Origin of the sequence: Nocardia amikacinitolerans (assembly GCF_900215415.1) — a bacterium.
Lineage (GTDB): Bacteria > Actinomycetota > Actinomycetes > Mycobacteriales > Mycobacteriaceae > Nocardia > Nocardia amikacinitolerans.
Map to the genome: position 1 here is coordinate 766,557 of NZ_OBEG01000004.1, position 26,254 is coordinate 792,810.

The 26,254-nt window shown below is 69.6% G+C and carries 23 protein-coding genes; 15 read left to right on the forward strand and 8 right to left on the reverse strand.

The genetic code is table 11. The annotated features are described in order from the left end of the window. Positions 1 to 46 precede the first annotated feature (46 nt). The 7 genes from clpB (at position 47) to CRP45_RS21870 (ending at position 7,918) form a co-directional block, all read left to right on the forward strand. The gene (clpB, locus tag CRP45_RS21840; protein ID WP_067791759.1) at positions 47 to 2,602 is read left to right on the forward strand and encodes an ATP-dependent chaperone ClpB; all 2,556 of its coding nucleotides are present in this window, start codon (positions 47 to 49) and stop codon (positions 2,600 to 2,602) included. 113 nt (positions 2,603 to 2,715) lie between these two features. Continuing rightward, positions 2,716 to 3,483 carry a DUF5666 domain-containing protein gene (locus tag CRP45_RS21845; protein WP_097246587.1) on the forward strand — a complete coding sequence of 256 codons (768 nt, stop codon included), beginning with the start codon at positions 2,716 to 2,718 and terminating at the stop codon, positions 3,481 to 3,483. 121 nt (positions 3,484 to 3,604) lie between these two features. Further along, complete coding sequence (locus CRP45_RS21850) at positions 3,605 to 4,642, forward strand: type III secretion system chaperone family protein (protein ID WP_425436953.1); 1,038 nt, start codon at positions 3,605 to 3,607, stop codon at positions 4,640 to 4,642. Positions 4,643 to 4,667: 25 nt separating this feature from the next. Further along, on the forward strand, positions 4,668 to 5,480 hold the full coding sequence (locus CRP45_RS21855) for an SDR family NAD(P)-dependent oxidoreductase (RefSeq protein WP_097246589.1): 813 nt from the start codon (positions 4,668 to 4,670) through the stop codon (positions 5,478 to 5,480). Positions 5,481 to 5,482: 2 nt separating this feature from the next. Next, positions 5,483 to 6,070: an orotate phosphoribosyltransferase gene (gene pyrE / locus CRP45_RS21860; RefSeq protein ID WP_067791751.1), complete on the forward strand. Its 588-nt coding sequence runs from the start codon at positions 5,483 to 5,485 to the stop codon at positions 6,068 to 6,070. Positions 6,071 to 6,120: 50 nt separating this feature from the next. Then, on the forward strand, positions 6,121 to 7,179 hold the full coding sequence (locus tag CRP45_RS21865; protein ID WP_097246590.1) for a beta-ketoacyl-ACP synthase 3: 1,059 nt from the start codon (positions 6,121 to 6,123) through the stop codon (positions 7,177 to 7,179). Between the two features lies 1 nt (position 7,180). Next, on the forward strand, positions 7,181 to 7,918 hold the full coding sequence (locus CRP45_RS21870) for a lysoplasmalogenase (RefSeq protein ID WP_097246591.1): 738 nt from the start codon (positions 7,181 to 7,183) through the stop codon (positions 7,916 to 7,918). Between the two features lie 77 nt (positions 7,919 to 7,995). Here the strand turns inward: CRP45_RS21870 and CRP45_RS21875 are convergent, their stop codons facing one another. Beyond that, positions 7,996 to 8,442, reverse strand: a complete 447-nt coding sequence (locus tag CRP45_RS21875) for a hypothetical protein (protein WP_067791815.1) — start codon at positions 8,440 to 8,442, stop codon at positions 7,996 to 7,998. 436 nt (positions 8,443 to 8,878) lie between these two features. On the opposite strand from CRP45_RS21875, the gene CRP45_RS21880 reads away from it, so the two are divergent. After that, positions 8,879 to 9,325 (forward strand): nuclear transport factor 2 family protein, encoded by a 447-nt coding sequence (locus CRP45_RS21880; RefSeq protein ID WP_097246592.1) that lies wholly within the window; start codon positions 8,879 to 8,881, stop codon positions 9,323 to 9,325. A 126-nt stretch (positions 9,326 to 9,451) separates the two neighbouring features. On the opposite strand, the gene CRP45_RS21885 is transcribed toward CRP45_RS21880, so the two are convergent. Then, a complete protein-coding gene (locus tag CRP45_RS21885; protein WP_218018483.1) occupies positions 9,452 to 10,105 on the reverse strand; it encodes a LuxR C-terminal-related transcriptional regulator in 654 nt (217 codons plus the stop codon). Next, positions 10,102 to 11,466: a sensor histidine kinase gene (locus tag CRP45_RS21890; protein WP_097246727.1), complete on the reverse strand. Its 1,365-nt coding sequence runs from the start codon at positions 11,464 to 11,466 to the stop codon at positions 10,102 to 10,104. The genes CRP45_RS21885 and CRP45_RS21890 overlap by 4 nt, the downstream gene beginning before the upstream one ends. A 117-nt stretch (positions 11,467 to 11,583) precedes the next feature. Between CRP45_RS21890 and CRP45_RS21895 the strand changes: the two genes are divergently transcribed. The 3 genes from CRP45_RS21895 to CRP45_RS21905 all read left to right on the forward strand — a co-directional run bounded on the left by CRP45_RS21895 (position 11,584) and on the right by CRP45_RS21905 (position 14,222). Next, entirely contained in the window at positions 11,584 to 11,916 is a 333-nt protein-coding gene (locus CRP45_RS21895; protein ID WP_097246593.1) for a hypothetical protein, read from the forward strand. Positions 11,917 to 12,307: 391 nt separating this feature from the next. Beyond that, a complete protein-coding gene (locus tag CRP45_RS21900; RefSeq protein WP_067791742.1) occupies positions 12,308 to 12,979 on the forward strand; it encodes a TrmH family RNA methyltransferase in 672 nt (223 codons plus the stop codon). Positions 12,980 to 13,133: 154 nt separating this feature from the next. Further along, complete coding sequence (locus CRP45_RS21905) at positions 13,134 to 14,222, forward strand: glycoside hydrolase family 76 protein (protein ID WP_097246594.1); 1,089 nt, start codon at positions 13,134 to 13,136, stop codon at positions 14,220 to 14,222. A gap of 61 nt (positions 14,223 to 14,283) precedes the next feature. Here the strand turns inward: CRP45_RS21905 and CRP45_RS21910 are convergent, their stop codons facing one another. Together CRP45_RS21910 and CRP45_RS21915 are read right to left on the reverse strand one after the other, a co-directional pair. Further along, positions 14,284 to 14,988: a DedA family protein gene (locus CRP45_RS21910; protein WP_097246595.1), complete on the reverse strand. Its 705-nt coding sequence runs from the start codon at positions 14,986 to 14,988 to the stop codon at positions 14,284 to 14,286. Positions 14,989 to 14,993: 5 nt separating this feature from the next. Continuing rightward, positions 14,994 to 15,716, reverse strand: a complete 723-nt coding sequence (locus CRP45_RS21915; RefSeq protein WP_372508017.1) for a DedA family protein — start codon at positions 15,714 to 15,716, stop codon at positions 14,994 to 14,996. Positions 15,717 to 16,090: 374 nt separating this feature from the next. Here CRP45_RS21915 and fbaA point away from each other — a divergent pair, with 374 nt between their 5' ends. Continuing rightward, positions 16,091 to 17,125 (forward strand): class II fructose-bisphosphate aldolase, encoded by a 1,035-nt coding sequence (gene fbaA, locus CRP45_RS21920; RefSeq protein WP_067791738.1) that lies wholly within the window; start codon positions 16,091 to 16,093, stop codon positions 17,123 to 17,125. Positions 17,126 to 17,153: 28 nt separating this feature from the next. Continuing rightward, complete coding sequence (locus CRP45_RS21925) at positions 17,154 to 18,272, forward strand: BTAD domain-containing putative transcriptional regulator (protein WP_067791737.1); 1,119 nt, start codon at positions 17,154 to 17,156, stop codon at positions 18,270 to 18,272. Between the two features lie 84 nt (positions 18,273 to 18,356). Here CRP45_RS21925 and CRP45_RS21930 read toward each other — a convergent pair whose 3' ends face one another. Next, entirely contained in the window at positions 18,357 to 18,665 is a 309-nt protein-coding gene (locus tag CRP45_RS21930; RefSeq protein WP_245910284.1) for an excalibur calcium-binding domain-containing protein, read from the reverse strand. Positions 18,666 to 18,823: 158 nt separating this feature from the next. On the opposite strand from CRP45_RS21930, the gene CRP45_RS21935 reads away from it, so the two are divergent. Further along, positions 18,824 to 20,299: a DUF4185 domain-containing protein gene (locus CRP45_RS21935; RefSeq protein WP_097246596.1), complete on the forward strand. Its 1,476-nt coding sequence runs from the start codon at positions 18,824 to 18,826 to the stop codon at positions 20,297 to 20,299. Between the two features lies 1 nt (position 20,300). Here the strand turns inward: CRP45_RS21935 and CRP45_RS21940 are convergent, their stop codons facing one another. Both CRP45_RS21940 and CRP45_RS21945 read right to left on the reverse strand, forming a co-directional pair. Beyond that, a complete protein-coding gene (locus CRP45_RS21940; RefSeq protein ID WP_245910285.1) occupies positions 20,301 to 21,338 on the reverse strand; it encodes a fused (3R)-hydroxyacyl-ACP dehydratase subunits HadA/HadB in 1,038 nt (345 codons plus the stop codon). 98 nt (positions 21,339 to 21,436) lie between these two features. Further along, positions 21,437 to 22,897 (reverse strand): Rv0361 family membrane protein, encoded by a 1,461-nt coding sequence (locus tag CRP45_RS21945; RefSeq protein ID WP_143861518.1) that lies wholly within the window; start codon positions 22,895 to 22,897, stop codon positions 21,437 to 21,439. Positions 22,898 to 25,797: 2,900 nt separating this feature from the next. Between CRP45_RS21945 and CRP45_RS21950 the strand changes: the two genes are divergently transcribed. Beyond that, positions 25,798 to 26,247 (forward strand): DUF3151 domain-containing protein, encoded by a 450-nt coding sequence (locus tag CRP45_RS21950; RefSeq protein WP_067791727.1) that lies wholly within the window; start codon positions 25,798 to 25,800, stop codon positions 26,245 to 26,247. Positions 26,248 to 26,254: the final 7 nt, after the last annotated feature.

Genomic DNA, 26,254 nt, shown 5'->3' on the forward strand with positions numbered 1-26,254 from the left:
GGGAAGGGCAATCGATGCTGCGGAATCGACTCGAGGAAGGTGACTTGTGGACTCGTTCAATCCCACCACCAAGACCCAGGCGGCGCTGACCGCTGCCCTCCAGGCGGCGTCGGCCGCGGGCAACCCGGAGATTCGTCCGGCGCACTTGCTGGTGGCGTTGCTCGATCAGACCGACGGCATCGCCGCCCCACTGCTGAAGGCCGTCGGCGTCGACCCCGCGACGGTTCGGCGCGAGGCACAGGACATCGTCGACCGGCTGCCGAGGGCGACCGGCGCTACCACGACGCCGAACCTCGGGCGCGAGGCGCTCGGCGCCATCACCGCGGCCCAGCGGCTGGCCACCGAACTCGGCGACGAGTACGTCTCCACCGAGCACGTCCTCGTCGGTCTCGCCGGGGGCGATTCGGACGTCACCAAGCTGCTCACCAAGCACGGTGCGACGGCCGACGCGCTGCGCGAGGCGTTCACCACCGTGCGCGGCAGCGCCAGGGTGACCAACCCCGATCCCGAGGGCAGCTACCAGGCGCTGGAGAAGTACTCCACCGACCTCACCGCGGCCGCGCGCTCCGGCAAGCTCGACCCGGTCATCGGGCGCGACACCGAGATCAGGCGCGTCGTCCAGGTGCTGAGCCGCCGCACCAAGAACAACCCGGTGCTGATCGGCGAGCCCGGCGTCGGCAAGACCGCCATCGTCGAGGGTCTGGCCCAGCGCATCGTGGCGGGGGACGTCCCCGAGTCGCTGCGCGGAAAGTCCGTTGTCGCACTGGATCTCGGCGCGATGGTGGCGGGCGCGAAGTACCGCGGCGAATTCGAGGAGCGGCTCAAGGCCGTGCTCGAGGAGATCAAGAACAGCGCGGGACAGATCATCACCTTCATCGACGAGCTGCACACCATCGTCGGCGCCGGTGCGACCGGCGAATCGGCGATGGACGCGGGCAACATGATCAAGCCGATGCTGGCCCGCGGCGAACTGCGGCTGGTCGGCGCGACCACGCTGGACGAGTACCGCAAGCACATCGAGAAGGACGCCGCACTGGAGCGCCGCTTCCAGCAGGTGCTGGTCGGCGAGCCGTCGGTGGAGGACACCGTCGGCATCCTGCGCGGCATCAAGGAGCGCTACGAGGTGCACCACGGCGTGCGCATCACCGACTCCGCGCTGGTGGCCGCGGCCACCCTCTCCGACCGCTACATCACCTCGCGGTTCCTGCCGGACAAGGCGATCGACCTGGTCGACGAGTCGGCCTCGCGGCTGCGCATGGAGATCGACTCGCGTCCGGTGGAGATCGATGAAGTCGAGCGCGCGGTGCGGCGGTTGGAGATCGAAGAGGTCGCGCTGACCAAGGAGACCGACGAGGCCTCCAAGCAGCGCCTGGAGAAGCTGCGCCAGGAACTGGCCGACGACCGGGAAAAGCTCAACCAGCTGACCACCCGGTGGCAGAACGAGAAGAAGGCCATCGATCAGGTCCGTTCGCTCAAGGAACAGCTGGAGAGTCTGCGCGGCGAGTCGGAGCGCGCCGAACGCGACGGCGATCTCGGCAAGGCGGCCGAGCTGCGCTACGGCCGGATCCCGACGCTGGAGAAGGAGCTGGCGCAGGCCGAGAAGGTCAACGGCGCCGCGCCCGACGGCGAGGTGATGCTCAAGGAGGAGGTCGGCCCCGACGACATCGCCGAGGTGGTGTCCGCGTGGACCGGCATCCCGGTGGGCAGGCTGATGGAGGGCGAGACCCAGAAGCTGCTGCGCATGGAGGACGAGCTCGGGCGTCGCGTCGTCGGACAGCAGGAGGCCGTGCAGGCCGTCTCCGACGCGGTGCGCAGGGCGCGCGCCGGCGTCGCCGACCCGAACCGGCCGACCGGCTCGTTCATGTTCGTCGGCCCCACCGGCGTCGGCAAGACCGAGCTGGCAAAGGCGTTGGCGGACTTCCTCTTCGACGACGAACGCGCCATGGTGCGGATCGACATGAGCGAGTACAGCGAGAAGCACTCGGTGGCCCGCTTGGTCGGCGCGCCGCCCGGCTACGTCGGCTACGACCAGGGCGGTCAGCTCACCGAGGCGGTGCGGCGCAGGCCGTACACCGTGGTGCTGTTCGACGAGATCGAGAAGGCGCACCCGGATGTGTTCGACATCCTGCTCGCCGTGCTCGACGAGGGACGGCTCACCGACGGCCAGGGCCGCACGGTGGACTTCCGCAACACCATCCTCATCCTCACCTCGAACCTGGGCGCTGGCGGCGACAAGGACTTCGTCATGAACGCGGTCCGCTCGGCGTTCAAGCCCGAGTTCCTCAACCGGCTCGACGACGTGGTCATGTTCCACTCGCTCGACGAGGAGCAGCTCGAGCAGATCGTCGACATCCAGCTCGACCAGCTGCAGAAGCGGCTGTCTCAGCGCAGGCTGAAGCTGGACGTCAGCGACTCGGCCAGGTTCTGGCTCGCCGTCCGCGGCTACGACCCGGTCTACGGCGCCCGCCCCCTCCGCCGCCTGATCCAGCAGTCCATCGGCGACACCCTCGCCAAGGAACTGCTCGCCGGCGAGGTCACCGACGGCGACACCGTAAAGGTTGGCGTCAGCGGCAACGGCGACGGGTTGATCGTCGGCAGGTGAGTGCAATCGGATGCCCCGGCCCTGTGCGGGCCGGGGCGTTCGCGTGTTCGGGTGGCTCGCCGAATCGGCTCGGTCACCTGGACGTGACGGTCGACGGGCATACTCTGGATGGCATGACGAACCCGAAGGATCCTTGGGGGCAGCGGCCGGAGGATGCGCCGACCGAGCACCTCGGTTCGCCGGGTGCGTCCGGCTACGACCCGTCCGGAGATACCACGAGGTACCCGTCGACCGAGCAGTTCGAGTGGGGTCCGCCGCCCGCGAACGCCACCAAACAGCTCCCGCCGATGGAGCAGCAGTGGGGCGCTTACGAAAGCCCCTACGGCACGCAGTGGCAGCCGGGCCAGCCCGTCGGCGTCCCGTCCGCGGGTGCGCCGCCGGGCGGCCCGCCGATGGATCAGCCACCGCCCAAACGCAATACGGGTCTGTGGATCGCGCTCGCGCTCGGCGTCGTCGCGCTCGTCGCGGTGGCCGGGGTGGTCGCCGGACTGGTGCTCGGCGGCCGTGATTCGTCGACCACGACGGCGGGCGGCACGACGACCGCGCCGTTCCCGACCGGTCGCGCGTTCCCGACGGAGAACCCGTCCCCGCGTGACCCGTCCCCGACCGGTCTGCCCGGCCTGCCCGGAATCGACGACTTGGGCGCGACCATGGGCACCATCAGCGCCAACAACGGCGGCCAGCTCACCATCGACACCGTCTCCGGCAACACGGTGAACGTCTCGACCGACGAACTCACCCAGGTGATCTCGCTCTCCGGCGCCAAGCCCGCCGACCTGCCCGTCGGCGACATGGTCGTGGTGCAGGGCGACAAGGGTCAGGACGGATCGATCCGCGCCAGGATCATCATCAGCACCGCGCTGCCCGGCGGCGGAAGATGAGCCGGGATCACACCTCCGCTCGCCGCGGCGCGGTGGCGGAGGTCGGGCGGCGCAAGACGGGCGGCTCGTCGCGGTACCAAAGGCGGCCTTCCACCGGCCGGGCCTATTAGGGTAGACCGCGATGACGGCTATGTGGTTCGGGTTGGCGGCGATCGCACTCGTGGGTGCGGTCGTGCTGCTGTATTTCGATCGGGTCCAGCGACAGCGGACCGGTCACGCGCGCCAGGTCTGGGCCAAGGCCCAGGGGTACACCTACGTGTCGGTGGAACCGGCACTTCCGTCGACGTGGCGGCGCGGCGCGCTGGCCAAACTCGGCTACCTGTCGGCGGTCGACGTGGTCTCCGGTATCCGCAAGGGCGAGAAGTTCGTTCTGTTCGACCTGGAGGACGCCGCGACGCTGGTCGCGGTGCGCCGCCAGATCGGTTCGGACATCGACGTCGACATGCGGCTCAAGACCGCGTCCCCGCCGAAGGACGCGGACTTGGAGCTGCTCGGCGCCATCGGCGACCGGGTCGTCTTCGCGACGAATCCGGAGATCGCCAGGCACGCGGTCGATCAGCGGATGGTCGCGTTCATCGAGACGCTGCCCGACACCGTGCAGATGCTCTGGAGCGAGGGCAACTGGACCCTCGGGATGCTGAATGTCGGTACGGTGGCGAAGGATTGGGAGTCCGCGATCGACGCGGTGCTGCGCCTGTCCGGTCTGCTGCACGTGCTGCCTCCGGTCAGCGACCCGCGCGGAACGAACAAGTCCGAGCACGACCCGGGCCGTCCGCACCCGCGCACCCGCGATCGTGCCGAGGAGGCGCGTTCGGAGCCGGTGCGCGGCGCCTCCCGCGTGCTGCCGCCCGGCGCGGACGACGACCGCGACTTCGACGACGACGAGCCCCGCTACGACGAGGACTACGAACCGGACGAGCGGGAGCCCGCGGGCGAGCAGTCGCGCCGCCCCTCGCTGGCCGTCGTCCCCGACGCGAGGGCGAGGACGCGCGAGGACCGCTGGTCCGACGACGAGGCCGACGACGACTGGCGCCCGGAATCGCGCCGCGGCGACGACTGGGACGACGAGCCGCCCGCCTCCCGTGCCGACGAGCAGGACCGCCCCGGCGGCCCGTTCCACCCCGGATTCCGTCCGTATCAGGGCCCCGTGCCGCAGTGACCAGCTCGATGGGATCGACACCGCGATGACCGACAGTTCTGTTCCCGCGCGCCTGCCCGGCGCCACCCGCCCCGTAGCGCTGATCACCGGACCGACCTCCGGCATCGGCCACGGCTTCGCGCTGCGGCTCGCCTCGCTCGGCTACGACATGGTGTTGGTCGCCAGGGACGAGGAGCGGCTACGGGAACTAGCGGCCGAACTAGAGCGCAAATTCGACACCCGCTCCGAGGTGTTCGTCGCCGATCTCGCGCAGGCCGCCGATCGGGAGAAGGTGGCCGCCCGCGCCGCCGAGGGCATCGAATTCCTGGTCAACAACGCGGGTTTCGCGCATTCCGGTGAGTTCTGGACGCTGCCCTACGAGCAGTTGCAGGCGCAGCTGGACGTCAACGTCACCTCCGTGCTCCAGCTCACCCACGCGGCGCTGCCGTCGATGATCGCCGCGGCGAAAGGTTCGATCGTCAACGTGGCCAGCGTCGCGGGTCTGGTGCCGGGTCGGGGATCGACCTACTCGGCCTCCAAGTCCTACGTCGTATCCTTCACGGAAGGGTTGGCGGGCGGTCTCGCCGGAACCGGTGTTCGGATCCAGGCGTTGTGCCCCGGATTCGTCCACACCGAATTCCATGAGCGAGCCGGTATCGAGATGTCCTCGCTGCCGAAACCGTTGTGGCTTTCCGTCGAGCAGGTCGTCGCCGGTTCGCTGAGTGATCTGGACAAGGACCGGGTGATCAGCGTGCCCGGAGCGCAGTACAAAGCGATCACCGCGGTGGCCGGACTCATCCCGCGAACCCTGCAGGTCCGAATGAATCGGGGCCTGTTCAATTCACGCGGAAGGACTTAGACATGATCGACGAGGCGACAACCACTGATTCCGTGCTCGGCGCCGACCGCGAAGCCGCGACCGACCGCGAGAAGCTGGCCGCGCTGGTGCGCGAGCTCGCCGTCGTGCACGGCAAGGTGACGCTTTCCTCCGGCAAGGAGGCCGACTACTACGTCGACCTGCGGCGGGCGACGCTGCACCATCGCGCCGGACCGCTGATCGGCAAACTGCTACGCGAGCTCGTCGCGGACTGGGATTTCGACGCCGTGGGCGGCCTCACCATGGGCGCCGACCCGGTCGCGCTCGCGGTGCTGCACGCGCCCGGCCGTCCCATCGACGCGTTCGTCGTGCGCAAGGCCGCCAAGAGCCACGGCATGCAGCGCCAGATCGAGGGACCCGACATCGTCGGCAAGCGGGTGCTTGTGGTCGAGGACACCACGACCACGGGAAACTCCCCGCTCACCGCGGTGCGCGCGCTGCGCGAGGCGGGCGCGACCGTGGTGGGCGTCGCCACCGTCGTCGACCGGGAGACGGGCGCCGACCAGGTGATCGCCGCCGAGGGGCTGGAGTATCGCTCCATCCTCGGGCTGAAGGATCTTGCCCTGGGTTAGCCTGGACGACGGTTTGGTTGTCCGACAGTTAGAGGACGTGTGAGTCACCTGTGGTGAGCATTGCAGTAAACAAGAGTCGCGAAAATGTTGCGATGCTCGGAATCGGTGCTTACCGACCGCAGCGCATTGTCAGCAATGACGAGGTGTGCGAGGTTCTCGATTCGACCGACCAGTGGATCTACGAGCGCACGGGTATCCGCAACCGGCGCTGGATCAGCGGTGACGAGACGCTGCGGTCGATCGCGGCGGCCGCGGGCGAACGCGCGCTGGTCAACACCGGCATCGACCGGTCCAAGATCGGCGCGCTCATCCTGTGCACGTCCAGCTGGCTGAAGCTCACCCCGCACGGCGCGCCCACCGTGGCCGCCGACCTGGGCATCAACGGCATCCCGGCCTTCGACCTGACCTCCGGCTGCGGCGGCTTCGGCTACGGCCTCGGCGTCGCCGCCGACCTGATCCGCGCGGGCTCGGCCGACTACGTGCTGGTGATCGGCGCGGAGACGATGACCGTCGGACTCGACCCGACCGACCGCGGCACCGCCATGATCTTCGGCGACGGCGCGGGCGCGGTCGTCGTCGGCCCGAGCGAGGAGAACGGCATCTCCCCGACGGTGTGGGGCAGCGACGGCGAGAACGCCGAAGCGATCGCCCAGGACGTCGACTTCCTGGAATTCATGAACAAGGCCCAGGCCATGCAGGGCACCGATCCCGAGGTCGAGCCGATCGGCCGGATGTCGCTGCGCATGGAGGGCCCGCGGGTGTTCCGCTGGGCCGCCGTCACCCTGCCGCGCGCGCTGTCCGACGCGCTGGAGGCCTCCGGCGTTGCCAAGGAGGACATCGAGGTCTTCATCCCGCACCAGGCCAACGCCCGCATCAACGACCTGATGAAGAAGAACCTCGGCCTGGCCGACGAGATCCCGATGGCCAACGACATCGAGAACACCGGCAACACCTCCGCCGCCTCCATCCCGCTTGCCATGGAGGAAATGCTGGTCACGGGCAAGGCCAAGGGCGGCCAGCTGGCGCTGCTGCTCGGCTTCGGCGCCGGCCTCAGCTACGCGGGCCAGGTCGTGACGTTGCCGCCCGCGCCGACCGAGGCGAGCTTCTGACATGAGTTCTGTTGGATCCCGGGCGCGGAAGGGGTCGTTCCCGGGCTCGGCGCGGCCGTTTCGCGCCGGATTCCTCGCCGCCGCGGCCGTGACCGTCTACGGCGCGCTCACCGGACGCGACCGGCTCCAGTGGGTCGCCAAGCCGCTGATGATGCCGCTGCTCGCCGCCGACGTGGCGACCAGCGGCGTCGACATCGACCCCACCGAGCGCACCATCCTGCTCGGCTCGCTCGGCGCGGCGACCGTCGGCGACATCCTGCTCATCGACCCCGACGACGACCGCCGCCTCATCGCGGGCGCGTCCTCCTTCGCTGTCATGCAGGCCGGTTACTCGACGCTGTGGTGGCGGCGCGGGGCTCGACCCGCCGCCGCCGTCGCCCTGCCCCGGGCGGCCGCCTGGCTCGGCGCCGCCGGTCTGCTGCGCGCCAAGGCGCCCACCGTCGCCACCCCGCTCACCGCCTACGGCGTCACCCTCGGAACGGCCGCCGTCCTCGCCTCCGACCCCGGTCTCGCCCCCGGCGCGAAAAACGTTGCGGGCCTGAACATCCCGGACGCCGACCCACGCAGCCGCCTCGGCCTCGGCGCCCTCCTCTTCACCCTCTCCGACGGCCTCATCGTCCTCCGCCGCCTCTTCGCCCACACCCCCCGCTCCCGCCACACCACCGAGGGCGTCATCCTCGCGACTTACGCCGCGGCCCAATACCTCCTCGCCGACCCCCACGCCCACACCCGCCGCTGACCGCCTGCCCTCCCGACGTCGACTCACCGATTTCGATGGAACCGCCCGGCTCGACGCGGCAGGGGTCGGGTGGGCTTCTACAGCACCAGGATGATGCGGTCTCGGTTCGCGGGATCTACTCGGATCGAAATCGTCTCGCCGAGGGCGAGTTTCGGTTTGTCGGCGGGCATGACGTCGAAAACGACTGAGCCGTGGTAGGTCTCGGAACCGGGGACGGTCAGTTCGAGGTCGAGTTCGGTGAGTTCGCTGTAGTGGTCGGTGCGCTCGAGGGGGTGCACGCCTTCGATGGTGGCCCAGCCTTCGAGGCCGTGGCGCCAGAGTTTGCGGTCGGCGCGGGAGGGGCGCGCGGCGAGCAGCATGCCGATGCCGACGCAGGAACCGAAGAGTCCGACGAGGGCGACGACCTGGAACGGGACCGTGCCGGGCGGCGTGCGGTGCACGAGCCAACCCAGCCAGAAGCACAGCACCACCAGGTACACGGCGGTGACGCCGAGTATCGCCCGCAGAATCCGTGCGTGGTCCATGCGTACCTCGACCTCCGTTCCGGCCGTGCGCGACTCTGGACGGACTTCGTTCGGCGGCGCCTCGCGGGCGTACCTCCGCTTCGCTCCATCCGCGGCTGTGAGCGGACTTCGCTCGGCGGTGCCGCCGGGGCGCGACACGCCTTCGCTTGGTCCGTTCCGGTTTCGCACGGACTCAGCCCGGCGGCGCCTTCGGCACGTGCCTCCGCCTTCGCTCCGGCAGCGCCCGGGGGACTTCGTCCGGCTTGGTCGGTCGGCCTACACCCCGACTGACCTCGCATTTTCAAGCATAAGCGGCCACCGACCTCCGACTCGGTACCTTGCGAATATCGGGCCGGATCTTCTCCGGAACTCGGTACCCACGGTCAGCAACCGCACCCCCAACGCTCTGTCCGATCTCCGCCAGCGCCCACCCGGCCTCCCGCGTCACGCTGTCTCCATGCCGAGCGCACCGACCACACACGCAACGACCACAGACGTCCTCACCGGAATGTATGCCGCGGAGGCGGCCTACTTCGCCGCAGGCGGCCCAGGCCGCGCCTCGTTCACCACCCTCGCCTCGTTCTTCGCCGAGGACGTGGTCCTTTACCAGGCCGAGGGCATGCCGTACGGCGGCATCTGGCGGGGCCACGCGGGGCTGGAGCGGTTCTTCGCGACGATGGCGGCGGTGTGGGAGGTGTTCGAGCTGGTCGACCAGCAGTTCTTGGCGACGGGAGAGACGGCCGTCGTACACACCGAGGTGCGGGCGCGGGCCCGAGCGACCGGACGCGAGCTGCGCTTCCCGATCTTGCAGATGCTCCGCGTGGAAGACGGCCGGATCACCGAAATCCGCCCGTTCTACTGGGATACGAAGGAAATCGCCGCGGCGTGCACGATTGCGCGCTAGCCCGAAGCCAAGCCGACGCGGCTGGCAAAGTGCTCGTCGGCGTACTCCGCAAGGCAGGTGCCTGACCTGGTCTGCGCGATGTCTGGCCTCTGATGATCTGGCCTGGAATGGACGCGGGGATGGGTCTCAACCCTTCAACCGCAACACCGCCAGCACCCGCCGGTGATGCGTATCCGACGGCGGCAGATCGAGTTTCGCGAAGATATTGCCGATGTGCTTCTCGACCGCACGCTCGGTGACGGTGAGCGCGTCGGCGATCGCGTTGTTGGACAAGCCCTGTGCCATCAGCTCGAGCACCTCGCGCTCGCGCGGGGTGAGACGGGCAAGCGAATCCTGTTGGCGGGACGCGCCCATCAGCTGACTCACCACCTCGGGATCGAGCGCCGTACCGCCGGTCGCGACCCGGTACAGCGCGTCGACGAAGTCGCGCACGTCGGCGACCCTGTCCTTGAGCAGATAGCCGACGCCGCTCGCACCACCGGCGAGAAGCTCGGTGGCATAACGGGTTTCGATCCACTGCGAGAACACGAGCACGCCCGTCATCGGGTACTTCCTGCGCAGTTCGATGGCGGCGAGCAGTCCCTCGTCGGTGAAGGTGGGCGGCATCCGCACGTCCACCACGGCTACATCGGGATTGTGTTCGCCGACAACGTCGCTCAGCGTGCTCGCGTCGCCGACCATCGCGACCACCTCGTGGCCGCGCTCGACGAGCAGCCCCGCCAGTCCATCGCGCAGGATGGCGCTGTCCTCGGCGATGACGATGCGCAACGGCGTGCTCACTGCGGATCTCCCTTGGGCAGCAGGATGGTCACCACGGTCGGCCCGCCTGTCGGGCTGTGCACGGTGAGGGTGCCGTCCACTGCGCGAGCACGCGCCGCGAGACCCGCGAGCCCGCTGCCCACCGCCCGCTCGCCTTCGGCGGGTGGTAGCACGCCGCCGATTCCGTTGTCCCGCACGGTGACCGCGATGGTGCGGACGCTGTCCGGCAGCACCGAGACCCACGCGCGGTCGGCGTGCGCGTGCTTGACCACGTTGGTGAGCAGCTCGGCGACGGAGAAGTAGGCGATCGCCTCGATGGCCGGACTCGGCCGCTGCGGCAGGTGCACCCGCAGCTCCACCGGCACCGCGCTGCGTGCGGTGAGCGTCTCCAGCGCGGGCGCGAGGCCGAGCTCGAGCGCGGGCGGATGGATGCCGCGGACCAGCTCGCGCAGTTCGGTCAGCGCCTCCTTGGAGCTGGCGTGCGCGTCGGCGATCAGGTCGGTGGCGTCGCCGCCCGCCGCGATGCGTTCCTCGGCCCGGCCGAGCGCCATGGCGATGGTGACGAGCCGAGCTTGCGTGCCGTCGTGCAGATCGCGTTCGACGCGGCGCAAGGTGGCGGCCGCGTCCTCGACGGCGGCGCGCCTGCTGGCCCGCAGCTCGACCAGCTGACGATCCCGCACGGTGGCCGCGAGCAGCCACACGGTGAGCAGCCGGTGCAGGTGGCAGACGCCGCGCACCAACCAGGGCAGCGCGAAGCAGCCGATGATGCCCACCGCGGAAACCCCGAGCACGCGCGGCCAGGTGTCGACGTAGAACGAACCGAACTGCATCAGCGAATGGCGCTCGACCCCGTTCTCGTCGATGTTTACCGGATCGAACAGCGCCCACGGAATCGGCGAGATCGCGGTGAACACCACCACCGCCACGGTGACCAGCGTCAGATAGCCGATCACCACACCGAGCACGAACTGCGCGAGCAGGAAGAGTGCCGCCCGCCAGCTGGCCCGGTCGGTGAACGCGCTCTTCAGGAACCCGAACAGCCCGCGCTGCGGTGTGAACGCGGGCGGCGCCTCGACCGGGGTGCCGAGCAGGTGGTGGCACAGCGCGCGGTAGATCCGTCCCCAGACGCGGCCGCCGAGCAGCACGAGCGCGAGCAGCGGGATGCCGATCAGGAAGACCGAGGCGTAGAGCCCGCCGCCGAAGCCGAAGAACAGGTAGCAGACGGCGACGCACCCGAGCACGAACGCGGTGATCAGGTAGGCGAGCTCCTTCCAGGTCCTGGCCTGGATCGGCGCGCGAAGGACGGCCGAAAGCACCGATGGGGCTGGCGGCGCGGTCGGCTTGTCGAGCACGAGGGTGGGTTCGGCTTGCGTCTCGGTCATGAGCTCCATGTTTCTCGCCGACCGCGGCGTTCTCGATGGAGCTGACCGCCGAATCGAGGGTGTGGACAGCTACACCATCGGGTCCGCCCGGCGGGTTGTCGAACTAGCATCACCCGCATGAGTTACCCACCGCCGTACGGTTATCCGCAGCAGCCCTACGGTAACCCGTACGGTCCGCCGCCGGACCACCCGCAATCCACCACCATCCTGGTCCTCGGCATTCTCGGCTTGGTGCTGTGCCAGCTGTGCGCGCCGTTCGCCTGGGTGATGGGCAAGCGGGCGCTCGACGAGATCGACGCGTCGGGCGGCGCGCTCGGCGGGCGCGGCAACGTCAAGGCGGGCTACGTCTGCGGCATCGTCGGCACCCTCATCATGCTCGCCTACCTGGTGGGCATCATCGCCGTCATCATCATCTCGATCGTCGCCGCGAACTCCTCGTCGTCGTACTGACCGACCGAGTGTGACCCCAACCGGCCGTGACCCACTGAAGGTGACCTCCGGTCGGCCAACAGTCCGGCCGCGCGAAGGTGACACCGGGTGTGGCGTACTGAAGGTGACCGTCGATCGGCTACCGGTTCGGTCGGATTGAAGGTGGCCGTGACCGGGTGTGGCCTGCTGAAGGTGACGTTTGGTCGGCTAACCGGTTCGGCTGACCAACGGTGACCACGACCGGGGGTGTCCCGCCGAAGGTGGCCGTGACCGGGAGTGGGCTGCTGAAGGTGGCTTTCGGTCGGCTGCCGGTTCGGGCGGATTGAAGGTGGTCGCGACCGGGTGTGGCCTGCTGAAGGTGACGTTCGGTCGGGTGGGTGGGGGTAGGTGGGCTACGACCTAGCATGTCGGGGTGAGCGAGTCGGATCAGCATGTGCCAGGGCCTACCGAGTGGGGGGAGCATCCGCACGGGGTGGGGCCGTGGGAGCAGGAGCACGGCACCCCGCCGCCCGACGACCCGCGACTCGATCCGGAACTCCTCGCGCACGGCGACCGCCGCAATGTGGTCGACGCCTACCGCTACTGGTCGCGCGACGCGATCGTCGCCGACATCGACGCGCGCAGGCACCCCTTCCACGTCGCGATCGAGAACTTCGGGCACGACGCGAACATCGGCACGGTGGTCCGCACCGCCAACGCGTTCGCCGCGGCCGCGGTGCACATCGTCGGCAGGCGCCGGTGGAATCGTCGCGGTGCGATGGTCACCGACCGCTACCAGCGCATCGAGCACCACACCGACATCGCCGAGCTGCTCGCCTTCGCCGAGCGCGCCGGCCTGACCGTGGTCGCGGTGGACAACGTCCCCGGCTCGGTGCCGCTGGAGACCGCGCGGCTGCCGAGGAACTGTCTGCTGCTGTTCGGCCAGGAAGGGCCCGGCGTCACCGCGCACGCGAAAGACGCGGCGGCGATGACGGTCTCGATCGCCCAATTCGGTTCCACCCGAAGCATCAACGCGGGCGTGGCCGCGGGCATCGCCATGCACGCGTGGATTCGCGAGCACGCCGATCTCGCGACCGCGTGGTGAACGGTTCCGCGGTGCACGATCAGGCGTCGGCTGGGTAACAATTCGGCGGCGAGAAACGGCTTCCAACTGGCACCATTGAGGTATGACCTCGCGGAGCCCACGGACTGGGCAGGATGCTGCACCGACGCCCGCGCTCTGGTCGGAGCGGGCGGATATGGCGGAGTCCGCGATCGTCTCTCGGCATCTGCGAGCGTTATGGGCTTGTCCCGGAACGGAACTCGGCGTCGTCGGCTGGCCCGCCACCAAGCGTGAGCGTGCTTTCGTGTCCTGGCACTACTGGTGGCAGGCGCATTTGATCGACTGCGCGGTGGACGCGGCGAACCGGTCGCCGATGCCGGTGCGGCGCAGGCGAATCGGCGAACTCGTGCGCTCCCATCGCATCCGCAACATCACCGGGTGGACCAACAACTACTACGACGACATGGCCTGGCTCGCCATCGCGTTGGAGCGGGCGGAGCGAACACAGGGCATCACCGAGGCGCGCGGCGCGCTGGTCGCGCTGGAGAAGAAGCTGTACGAGGCGTGGAATCCGGAGGTGGGCGGCGGCATCCCGTGGCGCGTCCGTTCGGACTACTACAACGCGCCCGCCAACGGTCCCGCGGCGATCGCGCTCAGCCGCCTCGGCAGGCACACCCGCGCGCAGGAGATGGCGGACTGGCTGGACGCGACCCTGCGTGATCCGGGTACCGGCCTGATTCTCGACGGCATCCACCTGCCGTCCGGGGTGATCGAACGCCCGACGTTCACCTACTGCCAGGGCGTCGTGCTCGGTGTCGAGGCCGAGCTGGCGATGCACACCGGCGAGGAACGTCACCTGGACCGGGTGCACCGGCTGCTGGTCGCGGTGGAGGAACACATGACCGCGGGCGGCGTCATCAGGGGCGGCGGTGGTGGCGACGGCGGACTGTTCAACGGCATCCTCGCCCGCTACCTCGCGTACGTCGCGGTCATGCTGCCCGGCGACGATCGCCAGCAGGTCGCGGATCGGCGGGCGGCGGCCGCGATCGTCCGGGCGTCGGCAACGGCGGCCTGGGCGAATCGCCTGGAGGTCGAGGGCGAGCCGCTGTTCGGGGCCGATTGGAGCAGACCCGCTCAGCTGCCCGGCGGCACGACCGGGGCGGGTTACTTCACCTCGGGCGGCTCGGTGACCTCGTCGAAGGTTCCCGAACGCGACCTGTCGGTGCAGCTGTCCGGATGGATGTTGATGGAGGCGGCCTACCAGGTCACCGCGGCTGGACTCTGAACCTCGGCCGCGAGCCCCAACGTCCGCGCCGAAGCATCGGACCCGCGATCCGGCATCCGCCTCAGTACTCGACCCTCGGCAGCACCACGGTCGGCGCGTCCACATCCACGTCGAACTCCTCCGCGGGCTTCGCCATCTCCATGCGGTAGTGCCGGATGCCGAGGATGGTGCCGATGACGAGACCGAGCACCAGCGTGCAGATCACGGCGGGCATCAGCCACGGCACGCGCTCCAGGAAGTTGCCCGCGTAGAAGCCGATGAGCAGCAGCACCGGCGCCCAGATGATGGCCCCGATGGTGCTGGCGATCGTGTACTTGCGGTGATCCATCTGCGCGGCGCCCGCGACCATCGGGCACAGCGTCCGCACCCACGGGATCCAGCGGGCCACCAACACCGCGAGGAACCCGTGCCGCTGGAGCAACTCGGACACCCGCTGCAAGTTTCGGGTGTTGATGTATCGGCCGTCCTTGCGCGCCACCAAGCGGTGGCCGGTGCGTTGCCCGATGACGTACCCGACCTGATTGCCGGTGATCGCGGCGATCATGGCGCCCACCGAGAGCGCCCACACCTGCGCTTCGCCGGTGGCGTGCGAGGCCATCACGATGCCCGCCGTGATCAGCATCGAGTCACCGGGCAGGAACAGCCCGACGATCAGGGCGCATTCCAGGAAGACGAAAGTAAGCACCACCGTCCAGACGAGCGCGGGGCCCGCCGAGATCAGCGGATCGAAACTGCCCACCGCGAGGGGCGACGACGCGCTGGACACCGGCCTCAGCGGGTGGTCTCGTTCGTCGAAGCGGTCAGCTCGGGCTCGACGACCTCGGGCTGCTCGGCGCCGCGGTTGAGCACCTTCTTCGCCACCGCCATGATTCCGGGCAGGATCGAGACGAACACGATGAGCAGGAAGATCGCCTCGACGTGGTCGCGGATGAAGCCGACGCCACCGAGGAAGTAGCCGAGGATCGTCACGCCGCCGCCCCACAGGATGGCGCCGACGATGTCGAACGCGACGTACTTGCGGTAATCCATCTTGGACACGCCCGCCAGCACCGGCATGAAGGTACGCACGATCGGCACGAACCTGGCCAGGATGATGGTCTTCGGACCGTGTTTCTCGAAGAACTCGTGCGTCTCCGTCACGTAGGACTTCTTGAAGAATCGGGTGTCTTCCTTACGGAAGATCGCCGGTCCGATGGCGCGGCCGATCCAATAACCGCACTGATCGCCCGCGAAGGCGACGAGCGTGACGGCGGGCACCAGCACCCAGATGGAAACCGGCGGGTTGTCCTGCGCGGCCAGCAGGCCGCCGGTGAACAGCAGTGAGTCGCCGGGAAGAAGCGGGAACAGCAGACCGGTCTCGATGAAGACGATCGCGAGGATCGCGGGCAGCACCGCGTTCTTCAGCCACGACTCCGTGAGCAGGTACACCGGATCCAGCAACTGGGTCAGTGCGAGGTTGGTCGACACCGATTCGGTCGCTGCCTGCAGAATCACGCGGCCTCCTGTCCCGGGGTGCGGCTGGCCATGGATTGCTTGCCACCGCGTCGGAAGCTGCCAGCGCAATTACCCGGCCCACAGTACCGGGTCGGGCTGAGAAACCACCGTCCAGCGAGAAATTACCCCCGATTAACTCTGTTTGTTGGCGCGCTGGCCACGAACGGTCGCTCGTAAGACTCGCTCCGTGCGGGCCCGTGGTGCGCGGACGTCGCTGCTGCGGCCAGTGCCAGCTGATCGGTGCTGCGGCCGGGGCCCGCTGATCGGTGCTGCGCGCAGTGCCCGCCGACCAGCGGAAGGCGTAGAAACTCCCCTGCCTTATGGTGTGGCCTGACACAATTGTCCTTTGCCGCACGAACACGGAGGTCTTCACAGTGCCCATCGCGACTCCGGAGGTCTACGCCGAGATGCTCGGTCGGGCCAAAGCGCACTCCTTTGCCTTCCCGGCCATCAACTGCACGTCGTCGGAGACCATCAACGCGGCCATCAAGGGCTTCGCCGACGCGGGCAGCGATGGCATCATCCAGTTCTCCACCGGCGGTTCGGAGTTCGGCTCTGGCCTCGGCGTCAAGGACATGGTGACCGGCGCCGTCGCGCTGGCCGAGTTCGCGCACGTGGTCGCCGCGAAGTACGACGTGACGATCGCGCTGCACACCGACCACTGCCCCAAGGACAAGCTGGACAGCTTCGTCCGTCCGCTGATCGCCATCTCCCAGGAGCGGGTCAACGCGGGCGGCCTCCCGCTGTTCCAGTCGCACATGTGGGACGGCTCCGCGATCCCGATCGACGAGAACCTGGAGATCGCCAAGGAGCTGCTCAAGGCGACCGCGGCGGCCAACATCATCCTCGAGGTCGAGATCGGCGTCGTCGGCGGTGAAGAGGACGGCGTCGAGGCCGAGATCAACGAGAAGCTCTACACCTCGCCGGAGGACTTCGAGAAGACCATCGACGCCCTCGGTTCGGGTGAGAACGGCAAGTACCTGCTCGCGGCCACCTTCGGCAACGTGCACGGCGTGTACAAGCCGGGCAACGTGGTGCTCAAGCCCGAGGTGCTCGCCGAGGGCCAGCGCGTCGCGGCCGCCAAGCTGGGCCTCGGCTCGGACGCGCAGCCGTTCGACTTCGTCTTCCACGGCGGCTCGGGTTCGCTGAAGTCGGAGATCGAGGACTCGCTGCGCTACGGCGTGGTGAAGATGAACGTCGACACCGACACCCAGTACGCGTTCACCCGTCCGGTCGCCGCGCACATGTTCACCAACTACGACGGTGTGCTGAAGATCGACGGCGAGGTCGGCAACAAGAAGACCTACGATCCGCGCAGCTACCTGAAGAAGGCCGAGACCTCGATGGCGGCGCGCGTGCTCGAGGCGTGCAATGATCTGAAGTCTGCGGGGCGGTCGATCAGCGCCTGACCCCTTTTCTCTTCGGGGGCCCGAGCTCATGAGTCTTGATGTGCGTGTGCTCGGGCCCGTCCGGCTGCTCGTCGGTGGTGAGCCGGTGGCGGTCGGCGGGCCCAAGCCGCGAGCGTTGCTTGCCGCGTTGACCGTCAATCGGCGGCGCGCGGTCGCCTCGGCCGCACTGGCCGACATGGTGTGGAACGAGGATCCGCCGGATTCCTACGCGGCGAGTCTGCAGGTGTTCGTCTCGAATATCCGCAAGGCGCTGCGGAATTCGGGTGTCGACCCGGCGCAGGTGTTGCGCACCGAGTCCTCGGGCTACCGCCTGGAGATCCCCGAAGAGGCTTGCGACATCGGCCGTTTCGAGGCGACGAGGGACGCCGCGGCTAAAGCCGCGGGCGTCGGCGATCATTCGGCCGCATCGCAGTTGTTCGGTAACGCGCTGCGCGAGTGGAGCGGCCGGGCGCTGTCCGACCTGGCCGGTCTCCAATTCGCCGACGGCTTCGCCACCGCGATGGACGAGGAGCGGCTGCTCGCCGTCTCGGCCCGTATCGACGCCGAGATCGCCTGCGGGCGAGCGTCTTCGGTGATCAGCGAGCTGGTCTCGATCACCAACGAGCATCCGTTGCGGGAACCGCTGTGGGGTCAGTTGATCACCGCGCTCTACCTCTCCGGACGTCAGGCCGACGCGCTCGACGCGTGCCGCAGGGTGCGCACGGTGCTGGCCGACGAACTCGGCATCGATCCCGGGCCCGCGCTGGTCGAGCTGGAGCAGCGGGTGCTGCGCCAGGAACCGTTGAACACCATGGAGTTCAAGCGCACCGAACGCTTGGCCGCCGCGATGACCGAGACCGTCACCGAACTCCCGCGCTCGGTGCGCAGCGGTCAATTGCGCATGCCGGACGGGCGGGTGCAGCCGATCGCGTTGGGCGGCATGCGGATCGGCCGGATGACCGACAACGATCTGGTGCTCGACGACCCCAAGGCCAGCCGCTACCACGCGCACATCATGCCGAGCCGGGCCGGACTCTTGATCAAGGACCTGCATTCGGCCAACGGCGTGTACATCAACGAGGAGGCGATCGAGAGCGGCGCGTTGCTCGCCGACGGCGACGTCATCCGCATCGGCGCCACCATTCTGACGTTCCAGGCGTTGCAGTAGGGGCATCGACTGACGTTCGACGGCCCCCGAATCGCGGTGCGGCCGGACCCGGGTTCGTCCCCACGCACGTCCGGAGCGGAGACCTCAGTTGCAGGCGATGCCGTCGCCGTCGAAGTCGAGGTACGACGCGTAGCCGGGTTCGCCGCGGTACAGCGGCCAAGCGCCCTCGGCGCGCACCTGATCGCAATTGGCGTAGTACCGGCGCGGGCGCTCGTCGTCGTCCTTCGGGGGCGGGACGTTGTTGCCCTTGGGACCCGGGCGATACGTCGGCCCTGGATCGGCGTCCCTCGGACCGGAGACCACCGAGAACGGCGGCGATTCGGCGATGGCGGGTGCGGCCATCGCCAGCATGGACATGGCGCCGAAGGTCGCGGCGGCGCATCGGCGTATCACGGAATTCCTCACGTATTCAAGCTGCGCCGCCGGACGGAGTCCGTCAACCCTCGTCCGACACTCCTGTCCATGCAGGGGGTTTCGGAAAATACCGCCTGGTCTGTGGGGGTCGGCCGGTAGGGTCGATCCGATCTTGCAGAGACGTCGAGGGGTTGTGTATGGCCAGGCGGCTGGTGGCCGCGGTGGGTGCCGTGGTGTTCGGCGCCGGCGCGTTGATGTACGGCGATCGGTCGCTCGCTCTGGCGGCGCCCGAGCCAGGGGTCGCGGCGGGTGTGCCGGGCAGTGGGCCGTGCGCGAGTGATCCACGGCCCGTGCACGAGCCGCTGATCCCCAAGACGCTCGAGGTGCCGATCCCGTATCCGGTGATCACCGTGCTGCCGCCGCGCCAGCCCGATCCCGCGCCGGTGCGCACCGACATGGCGCTGCCCGAAGACCCCTGCGTCAACCCGTGCCCCGATCTCACCGACGGCCCGCCGCCTCCGCCCGGCCTCGCCACGCAGCTCGGCATTCCGGAAATCCTGTTGAATCCCCAGCCTTTCCATTTCGGAGTGCCGGGTCCGGGACCCGATCCAGGTCCGGTCCCGCCGCCACCGCCGCGGGTCGATCCGCCTGTCGAACCCGCGGCGCAGTCGCCGGCGCGTCCGGCGCCGCGCATCACCGCCGTGCGCGAGGTCGCCAAGCAGACCGGCGCCAACTCGGTGAACCGCACCGACAAGCGTTGGCAGGTGGACGGCACCGATCTCGGCATCATGTGGGAGAGCGCGCCGGGCGAGATCGCGGTCGCGTTCGGCGACACGGTCGGTCGAGGCTTCCATCCGCCCGGCGGCATGGGCGGCGACTGGCGCAGCAACGTGCTCGCCTTCAGCACCGATCGCGAACTCTCCGACGGCATGGTCTACGACCGGATGGTCACCGACGACCGCTGCCACGCCGCCGAGGTGCTGTCCAGCCGCAAGCTCGACAACGTCGAGATCACCACCATCCCGACCTCCGGCTTCGCGCTCGGCGACCGGCAGTACCTGAGCTACATGTCGATTCGCACCTGGCACAGCCTGCCCGGCACCTTCTACACCAACTACGGCGGCATCGCCTACTCCGACGATCACGGCCAGACCTGGACCAAAGACCCGCACGCACGCTGGGACAACATCTTCGGGCTGGCGAATTTCCAAGTGAGCGCGATGGTTCCGCACGGCGACCACGTGTACGTGTTCGGCACGCCCAACACCCGGCTCGGCGCCGTCGGCCTGGCCAGGGTCGCGAAGGACCAGATCCTCAACACCACCGCCTACCAGTACTGGCGGGACGGGCAGTGGACGCCGGTCGGCGGATCGGGCGGTGCGACACCGATCGTCGACGCGCCCGCAGGCGAACTCTCCGTCCGCTACGACGCGTCCCGTGACGTCTGGCAGATGAGTTACCTCGACACCTCGCGCGCCGCCATCGTTGTGCGCGAAGCGGATTCACCGCAGGGCATGTGGTCCGCTGCGGCGCCGACGGTCACCGTGCTCGACTATCCCGAGCTGTACGGCGGTTTCCTCCACCCGTGGTCGACCGGCTCCGACCTGTACGTCAACATCACGACCTGGAGCGACTACAACGTCTACCTGATGCACGCCGCCATCGAGGAGTAGCTCAGGAAAAGCGGACCTCGGCGACGGCGCGGCCGAACAGCTTGCGGCCGTCCGAGGTGCCGCCGAGCACGATGGTGCCCGCGCGCCGCTCCGGATCGAGCGACTTGATCTTGCCGGTGAACTCGATCGTGCTCGCCGCGTCGGGGCGCACCGGAACGAAACCGGAGAAGCGGACGCTGAACTTCTCGAAGGCCGTAGGATCGCCGAGCCAGGAGGTCAGGTACTCGGCGGCCAAGCCCATGGTCAGCATGCCGTGCGCGACGACGGTCGGCAGACCGACCAGCTCCGCGGCTCGCTCGCTGAAGTGGATCGGGTTGGGATCGCCCGCGACGCCCGCGTAGTTGGCCAGGTCGCCGCGGGTCAGCGTGGCGGTCCCGGCGGGCAGCTGGTCGCCGACGGACAGCCGATCGAAGTCCTGAACGGTGTGCACGGGCCGCGGCGGGGCCACCGGTGGGTGCTCGTTCGCCTCGGACTCGATCGGGATGAGCGCGCTGTTGTCGGAGGGCTCGCCCGTCCGGTGCTCGGGACGCGAGTGCATGAAGATCTTGTCGACCGCCTCGACCAGGTTCGGGTCCACCTCGGCGCCGCGGCGGGCCACGATCGTGGTCGAGCCGATCTGGGTGATCTCGTCGTCCTGGTTCACCAGTTCGAACCTCGCGGTGACGAAGTCGTTGTCGCCGAACTGCCGCACCGACTCGATCAGGATCTGGGTGCGAATGGTGTCACCGGCCAGGATCGGCCGGTGGATCTCGAAAGTCTGGTCGGTCTGCAGGATCTGGGTCAGCTCGTAGTCGGTGAGCACCTCGTCGAGCAGGGCCCTGGTGCCCGCGGTGCCGACAACGGAGGCGAAGGTGGGCGGGGCGACGATGCTGTCGTAGCCGATCTTGCGCGCGTACGGTTCCGCGTGGTGCGCGTCGTGGTAGTTCTGCACCGCGCGCGCGAACTCACGCACCTTTTCCCGGCCGACCTCGTAGTGGTCGCGAACCTGGAATCGTCGTCCCGCCAGCGCCACCGTGTCCACGGCTCGCGGCTCCACCATCGTCTGCTCCCTGCCCATGATCCGGGCCATGCTACTGGCCGTATCGGTCCGTTGACCAGGTAAGTGTGATCACTGGCACCGCTTACCCGGTTTGACGCCTACGGAGTACCCGCGGGCGGATCACAGACCTTCCAACCCGTGTCGGTTCGCTCCAAATCGAAGGTACGCGCGGAACGCTTGCTCGGATCGGCCTCGGTGTAGACCGTGGCCTGAGCGATGGCGGTGTCGTCGGTGATCCTGATCGCGTCGATGCTGTCCACCACCGGGATGTTCTTGCGCTCCTTGGACAGTTGATGCACACCGGCGAACTGGTCGTCGGGGATGTTCTTGTAGAAGTCGTGCAGCGGTCCGCAGGTGCTGCCGCGCAGCGACGCGAGATCGCCGTCGCGCAGCGCGCTCGTGTAGTCGCCGATGGCGTTGCGGACCTTGTCCTCCTCGGTTTCGCTGCCCGTGAGCGCGAACAGACCGACCACCGCGAGTACCAGCACGGCGACTGCCGCGCCCGCCGCGAGTAGCAAGCGCTTGGAGCGGGGGGTGGGGGTTTCGTCGGTGGACGGCGTGGGGGTCGGGGAGACGCGCTGGGGTTGGGCCATCGGGCGCGGTTGGGCCGGGGCGTTGGCCTGTGGTTGGGCCTGGCCCTTGTTGAGCGGGGCATGCGTGGGGCTGCCCGGTGCTTGTGGCTGGGCGGGGCCCTTGGTGAGGCCTTGAGCCTGCGGTTGTGCGTAGGGCTGGCCGGTGGCCGCCTGCGGGTGGCCAGGAGCCTGTTGCTGCCCTGTGCCCTGCGGTTGTGCTTGTGGCTGGGCCGGGGCCTTGCCCTGCGCCTGTGGTTGTGCGGAGCCCTTGGCCATGGGCTGGGCCTGCGGGTGGCCCGAGGCCTGTGGCTGACCCGGACCCTGCGGTTGGCCTGTGCCCTGCGGCTGGGCTTGTGGCTGACCCGGGGCCTGCGGAGGGGTCGGGGCCTTACCCTGCGCCTGCGGGTGGGAAGAAGGCTGCGGCTGTCCCGGTGCCTTCGGCGCCTGCGATGGGGGTTGCGCCTGCGGGTAGGCGCTTCCTTGCGGCTGCGGCTCACCCTGCTGCGGCGCGCGCTGACCCGGGCCGTCCGCCAGCGACTGCGCGGGCCTGGTCGCGTTGATATCGGCGGGCGACGGCGCGGACGCGGCCTGACGCGGCTGAGCCGTCGGTCGTTGCGGCGACGGCCGAGTGTCCTCGACATCGTCGCCCGCTGCGGGCCCGCTCGCCAGCGGACCCGAAGGACCCTGCTGACCAGCCTGTTTCGGTCCAGGCGCTGGACGCGGAGTGGTCGGCGGCTTGGACAGCGGCGGCCGCTGCCCCTGCACCCGATCGGTGCCCGCGGGCCGCTGAATCGGCAGCGCCATCGTCTTCGCGTCGTCGTCGCCCGCGTGCGGAACGATCGGCATCGCCATGGTCGCGGCATCCGCCCCGGCGATATCGTCCTGCTCGACCTGCGGCTCCCGCCGCATCACCACGGTCTGGGCGTCGGCCCCACCCGACTCCGGCTCATCCTCGTCGTCCTGCCCGACGAGATCGACCCGCCGCATGACCATGGTCTCGTAGTCGGCACTCGACGGTTGCCCACCCGCGACCTCCTGCCGCTGATTCGCCGCGGCCTGCGCCGCCCCCCGATCCCGCGGAATCTCCGTGGTCTTGGCATCGGCCGCACCGGCTTGCGCGGGAGCACCCTGCGCTTCAGCACCCTGCCCGGCCGCCGTCTGCTGGGTGGGGGTGCCTTGCGCGGATGCGCCTTGTCCGGCCGCCGTCCGCTGGGTGGAAGCGCTCCGCGCGGGCGCGCCTTGTCCGGCCGCGGCCGTCTGCTGAGGCGCAGCGCCTTGTGCGCGCGTGCCCTGTCCGGCTACCGGTGTCTGCTGGGGAGAAACGCCTTGCGTCGACGCGCTCTGTCCGGCCGCCGCCTGTTGAGCGGAAGCGCTCCGCGCGGACTCGCCTTGTCCAGCTGCCGCCGTCTCCCCGACGGACGTGCCTTGTCCCCACGCGGCCTGTCCGGCGGCCGCCTGCTGCGTGCTAGCACTTTGCGCTGGCGCTCCGGGTCGGGTTGTCGCCGTCTGCTGGGGAGAAACGCCTTGCGCCGACGCGCCCTGTCCGGCTGCCGTCTGCTGAGTGGAAGCGCCTTGCGCGGACGCACCTTGCCTGGCAGCCGCTGTCCCCTGAGTGGCCGCGCCTTGCGTCGGTCCGGTCGCCGTCGGCTGCTGAGTGGCCGCGCTTTGCGCCGACGCTCCCTGTCCGGCCGCCGCCGACTGCTGAATGGAAGCGCCCTGCGCAGACGCGCCTTGTCCGGCAGCGGTTCCCTGCCGAGCCCCACCTTGCGCGGAAACCCCGCCTTGACCAGCGATCGTCTCTCGCTGAGCATCACCGCCTTGCGCGGAGGTCGCGCCTCGACCTGCCGCGCCCTGCTGCGCGCCACCCTGCGGTTCCGAACTCGCGCCGGACCCAGCCGCGCCCGAACCAGCGGCAGCAGCCGCCGCTTCACCCAGGCCGCCTGCGCCCGGACCTTGCTGTCCGGCGGGTGCGCCCTGCTGCGCGGCAGTCGCGCCTTCCTGCGACGAAGGTGCGCCCTGCTGGCTGGCGGCCGCCTGCTGCGCCGAGGTAACTCCGCGCTGGGTGACGGGCGCGCCCCGCTGATCGACTGCGTCACTCCGGCCGCCGAAGCCGCCTTGCTGATTGGCGGCGGCAGTACCGTGCGGTCGCGAGCCCTGCCCGGGCTGACCGCCTCCGGCGGCCGCGTCGTCCGGACGGATCGCGCTATGGCCCTGCTGTCCGGCGAGCCCGCCATGCTGGGCGGGCGAGGCACCGCTGCCCGCAACTTGGCCGGAGCCCACCGCGCCCGAACTCTGATTGCCGCCGGCCTGAGCCGGGGCGGCCTGCTGAGCAGCGGCGGTATCGCGCTGGCCCTGGGCCGCGCTCGGTCGGCCGCCGGACTCACCTTGCTGCGCGGCGGCATTCGGCCGACTGGAAGGAGTGCCCGTGCCAGCTGGCCCCGACTGTGCTGTCACGGCTCCGCCGACTGCGCCGCGCCCGGCAGCACCTGTTGCGCCGGGCTGAGCGGGTCCGCCTGCGGTGGGAGCGTTCGATCGCGCGGTAGCGGCCTCGGTCGCGTCAGTGGCAGCGCCGCGCTGCGCGTTGGCTTCCGCGGGCGTGCTTGCCGAAGCGGTGCTGGTTGCGCCGGGTGCGGAAGCGGGCACACCCTGCTCTCCGGCGGAAGCTCCAGCTCCCGCGGCAGCTGTTGCCGCTCCCGAGCCGGTCGATCGTCCCGGCTCGGACGAGGCCGAGTCGCGGCGCGGAATCTCGGTGGTCGCCGCGTCGAGCAAGCCAGACCGTTCGCCGCCGGTGCCAGGACGACCGTGGGCCACGCCTTGTGACGCAGCCGCCGCGTCCTGTGCTCCTCCGCTGAGGGCGTTCGCGCTCTGCGGAATCTCGGTCGTCGCGGCGTCCGCTGGTCCGGGGCGGCCGGCGTTCGCTGTCCCGGAGGTCGTTCCGCTCGCTTGGGGGGCGGGAGTCTCGTCCTGATCCCAGGCCGCGCCGAAACCTCCACCGGTGATGATCCGCGACTGACCCGCATCCGCTGTGTCCCGAGCGTCGCCCGCCGAATCGGGGGTGGCCGAGGTCGATTCCGTGTCCCGCGAGGCGGCGGGCACGGGCTGGGTAGGAACGGTGCCCCGGGGGTGTTCCGGCACGACGGGACGCTGGTCGCGCGGGTCCCGCGCTCCCGCCTGATCGGCGGAACCGGCGTCGCGTGCCGGGTTCTTCTCGTCGTTCGGGTCGGACACCTACTACCCCTCGCTCCTGCGGATCTGTGAAGTCGACGCAAGCCTAATAGGCGCAGCCGGACGAAGGCCGTCAAAAGCCCCGCGCACGGCCGGAGCGAATGCGGAGGTACGCCTGATAGACGCAGCCGGACGAAGGTCGTCGACAACCCGCGCACGGCTCGAGTGAATCCGGAGCTACGCCCGAGGGGCGCACGGGCCGCCTGCCAGCGCAATCCCGTGCACGGGTCGGAGCGAACGCGGATGACCGCGAATCGGCGCGGCCGGGCGGTAGACATCGAACACGTGGTGGCCGCACCGACTGTCGAGGTTCGACGCGCCAAGCTGCCGATCGCCCGCGCATGGCTGGAGTGAATGCGGAGGTCCACTCAACAGGCGAATGCGGGCGAGACCCCGCGCACGGCGGAGTGAATCCGGAGCTACGCCAAATGGCCGCACGGGCTACTGCCAGCACAACCCGCAGCCGGCCGGGGCGATCGCGCACTGCGAATCGGCGCAGTCGAGCGGCACGCATCGAACCGGCGTCCACGGCCGTACCGAATGCCGAACTACATCGGCTGGCGCACTGGGCTGCCGATCGCCCGCAGCGCTCGCGGAAGCGTCCCAGCCGCGGCGACCGGCCCGCGGGCGCCCCGCCCCCGCCGGAGTGCACAATTGACCGCATGACCTCGTTCGGTGATCTGCTCGGCCCGCAACCGGTACTGCTACCCGAAAACACTGAGGCGGAGGACGCGCTGCTCGACAACGCCGATCCGGTGCAGGTCGCGGCCGCGCACCCGGCGGCGTCGATCGCCTGGGCGCATCTCGCCGAGGCCGCGCTGGAACGGGGCGGCGCGGCGACGGCCGACGAAGTGGTGAACCACGACATCGTCGCCGCCTACGCCTTCGCCCGCACCGGCTACCACCGCGGTCTCGACCTGCTGCGCCGCAACGGCTGGAAGGGCTTCGGCCCGGTGCCGTGGAGCCACGAGCCCAACCGCGGCTTCCTGCGCAGCGTCGGCGCGCTGGCCAGGGCCGCCAAGGCGATCGGCGAGACCGAGGAATACGCACGCTGCCTGGACCTGCTGGAGGACTGCGACCCGCGCGCGGCGGCCGAGCTCGGCCTCGACTGAGTCGTCA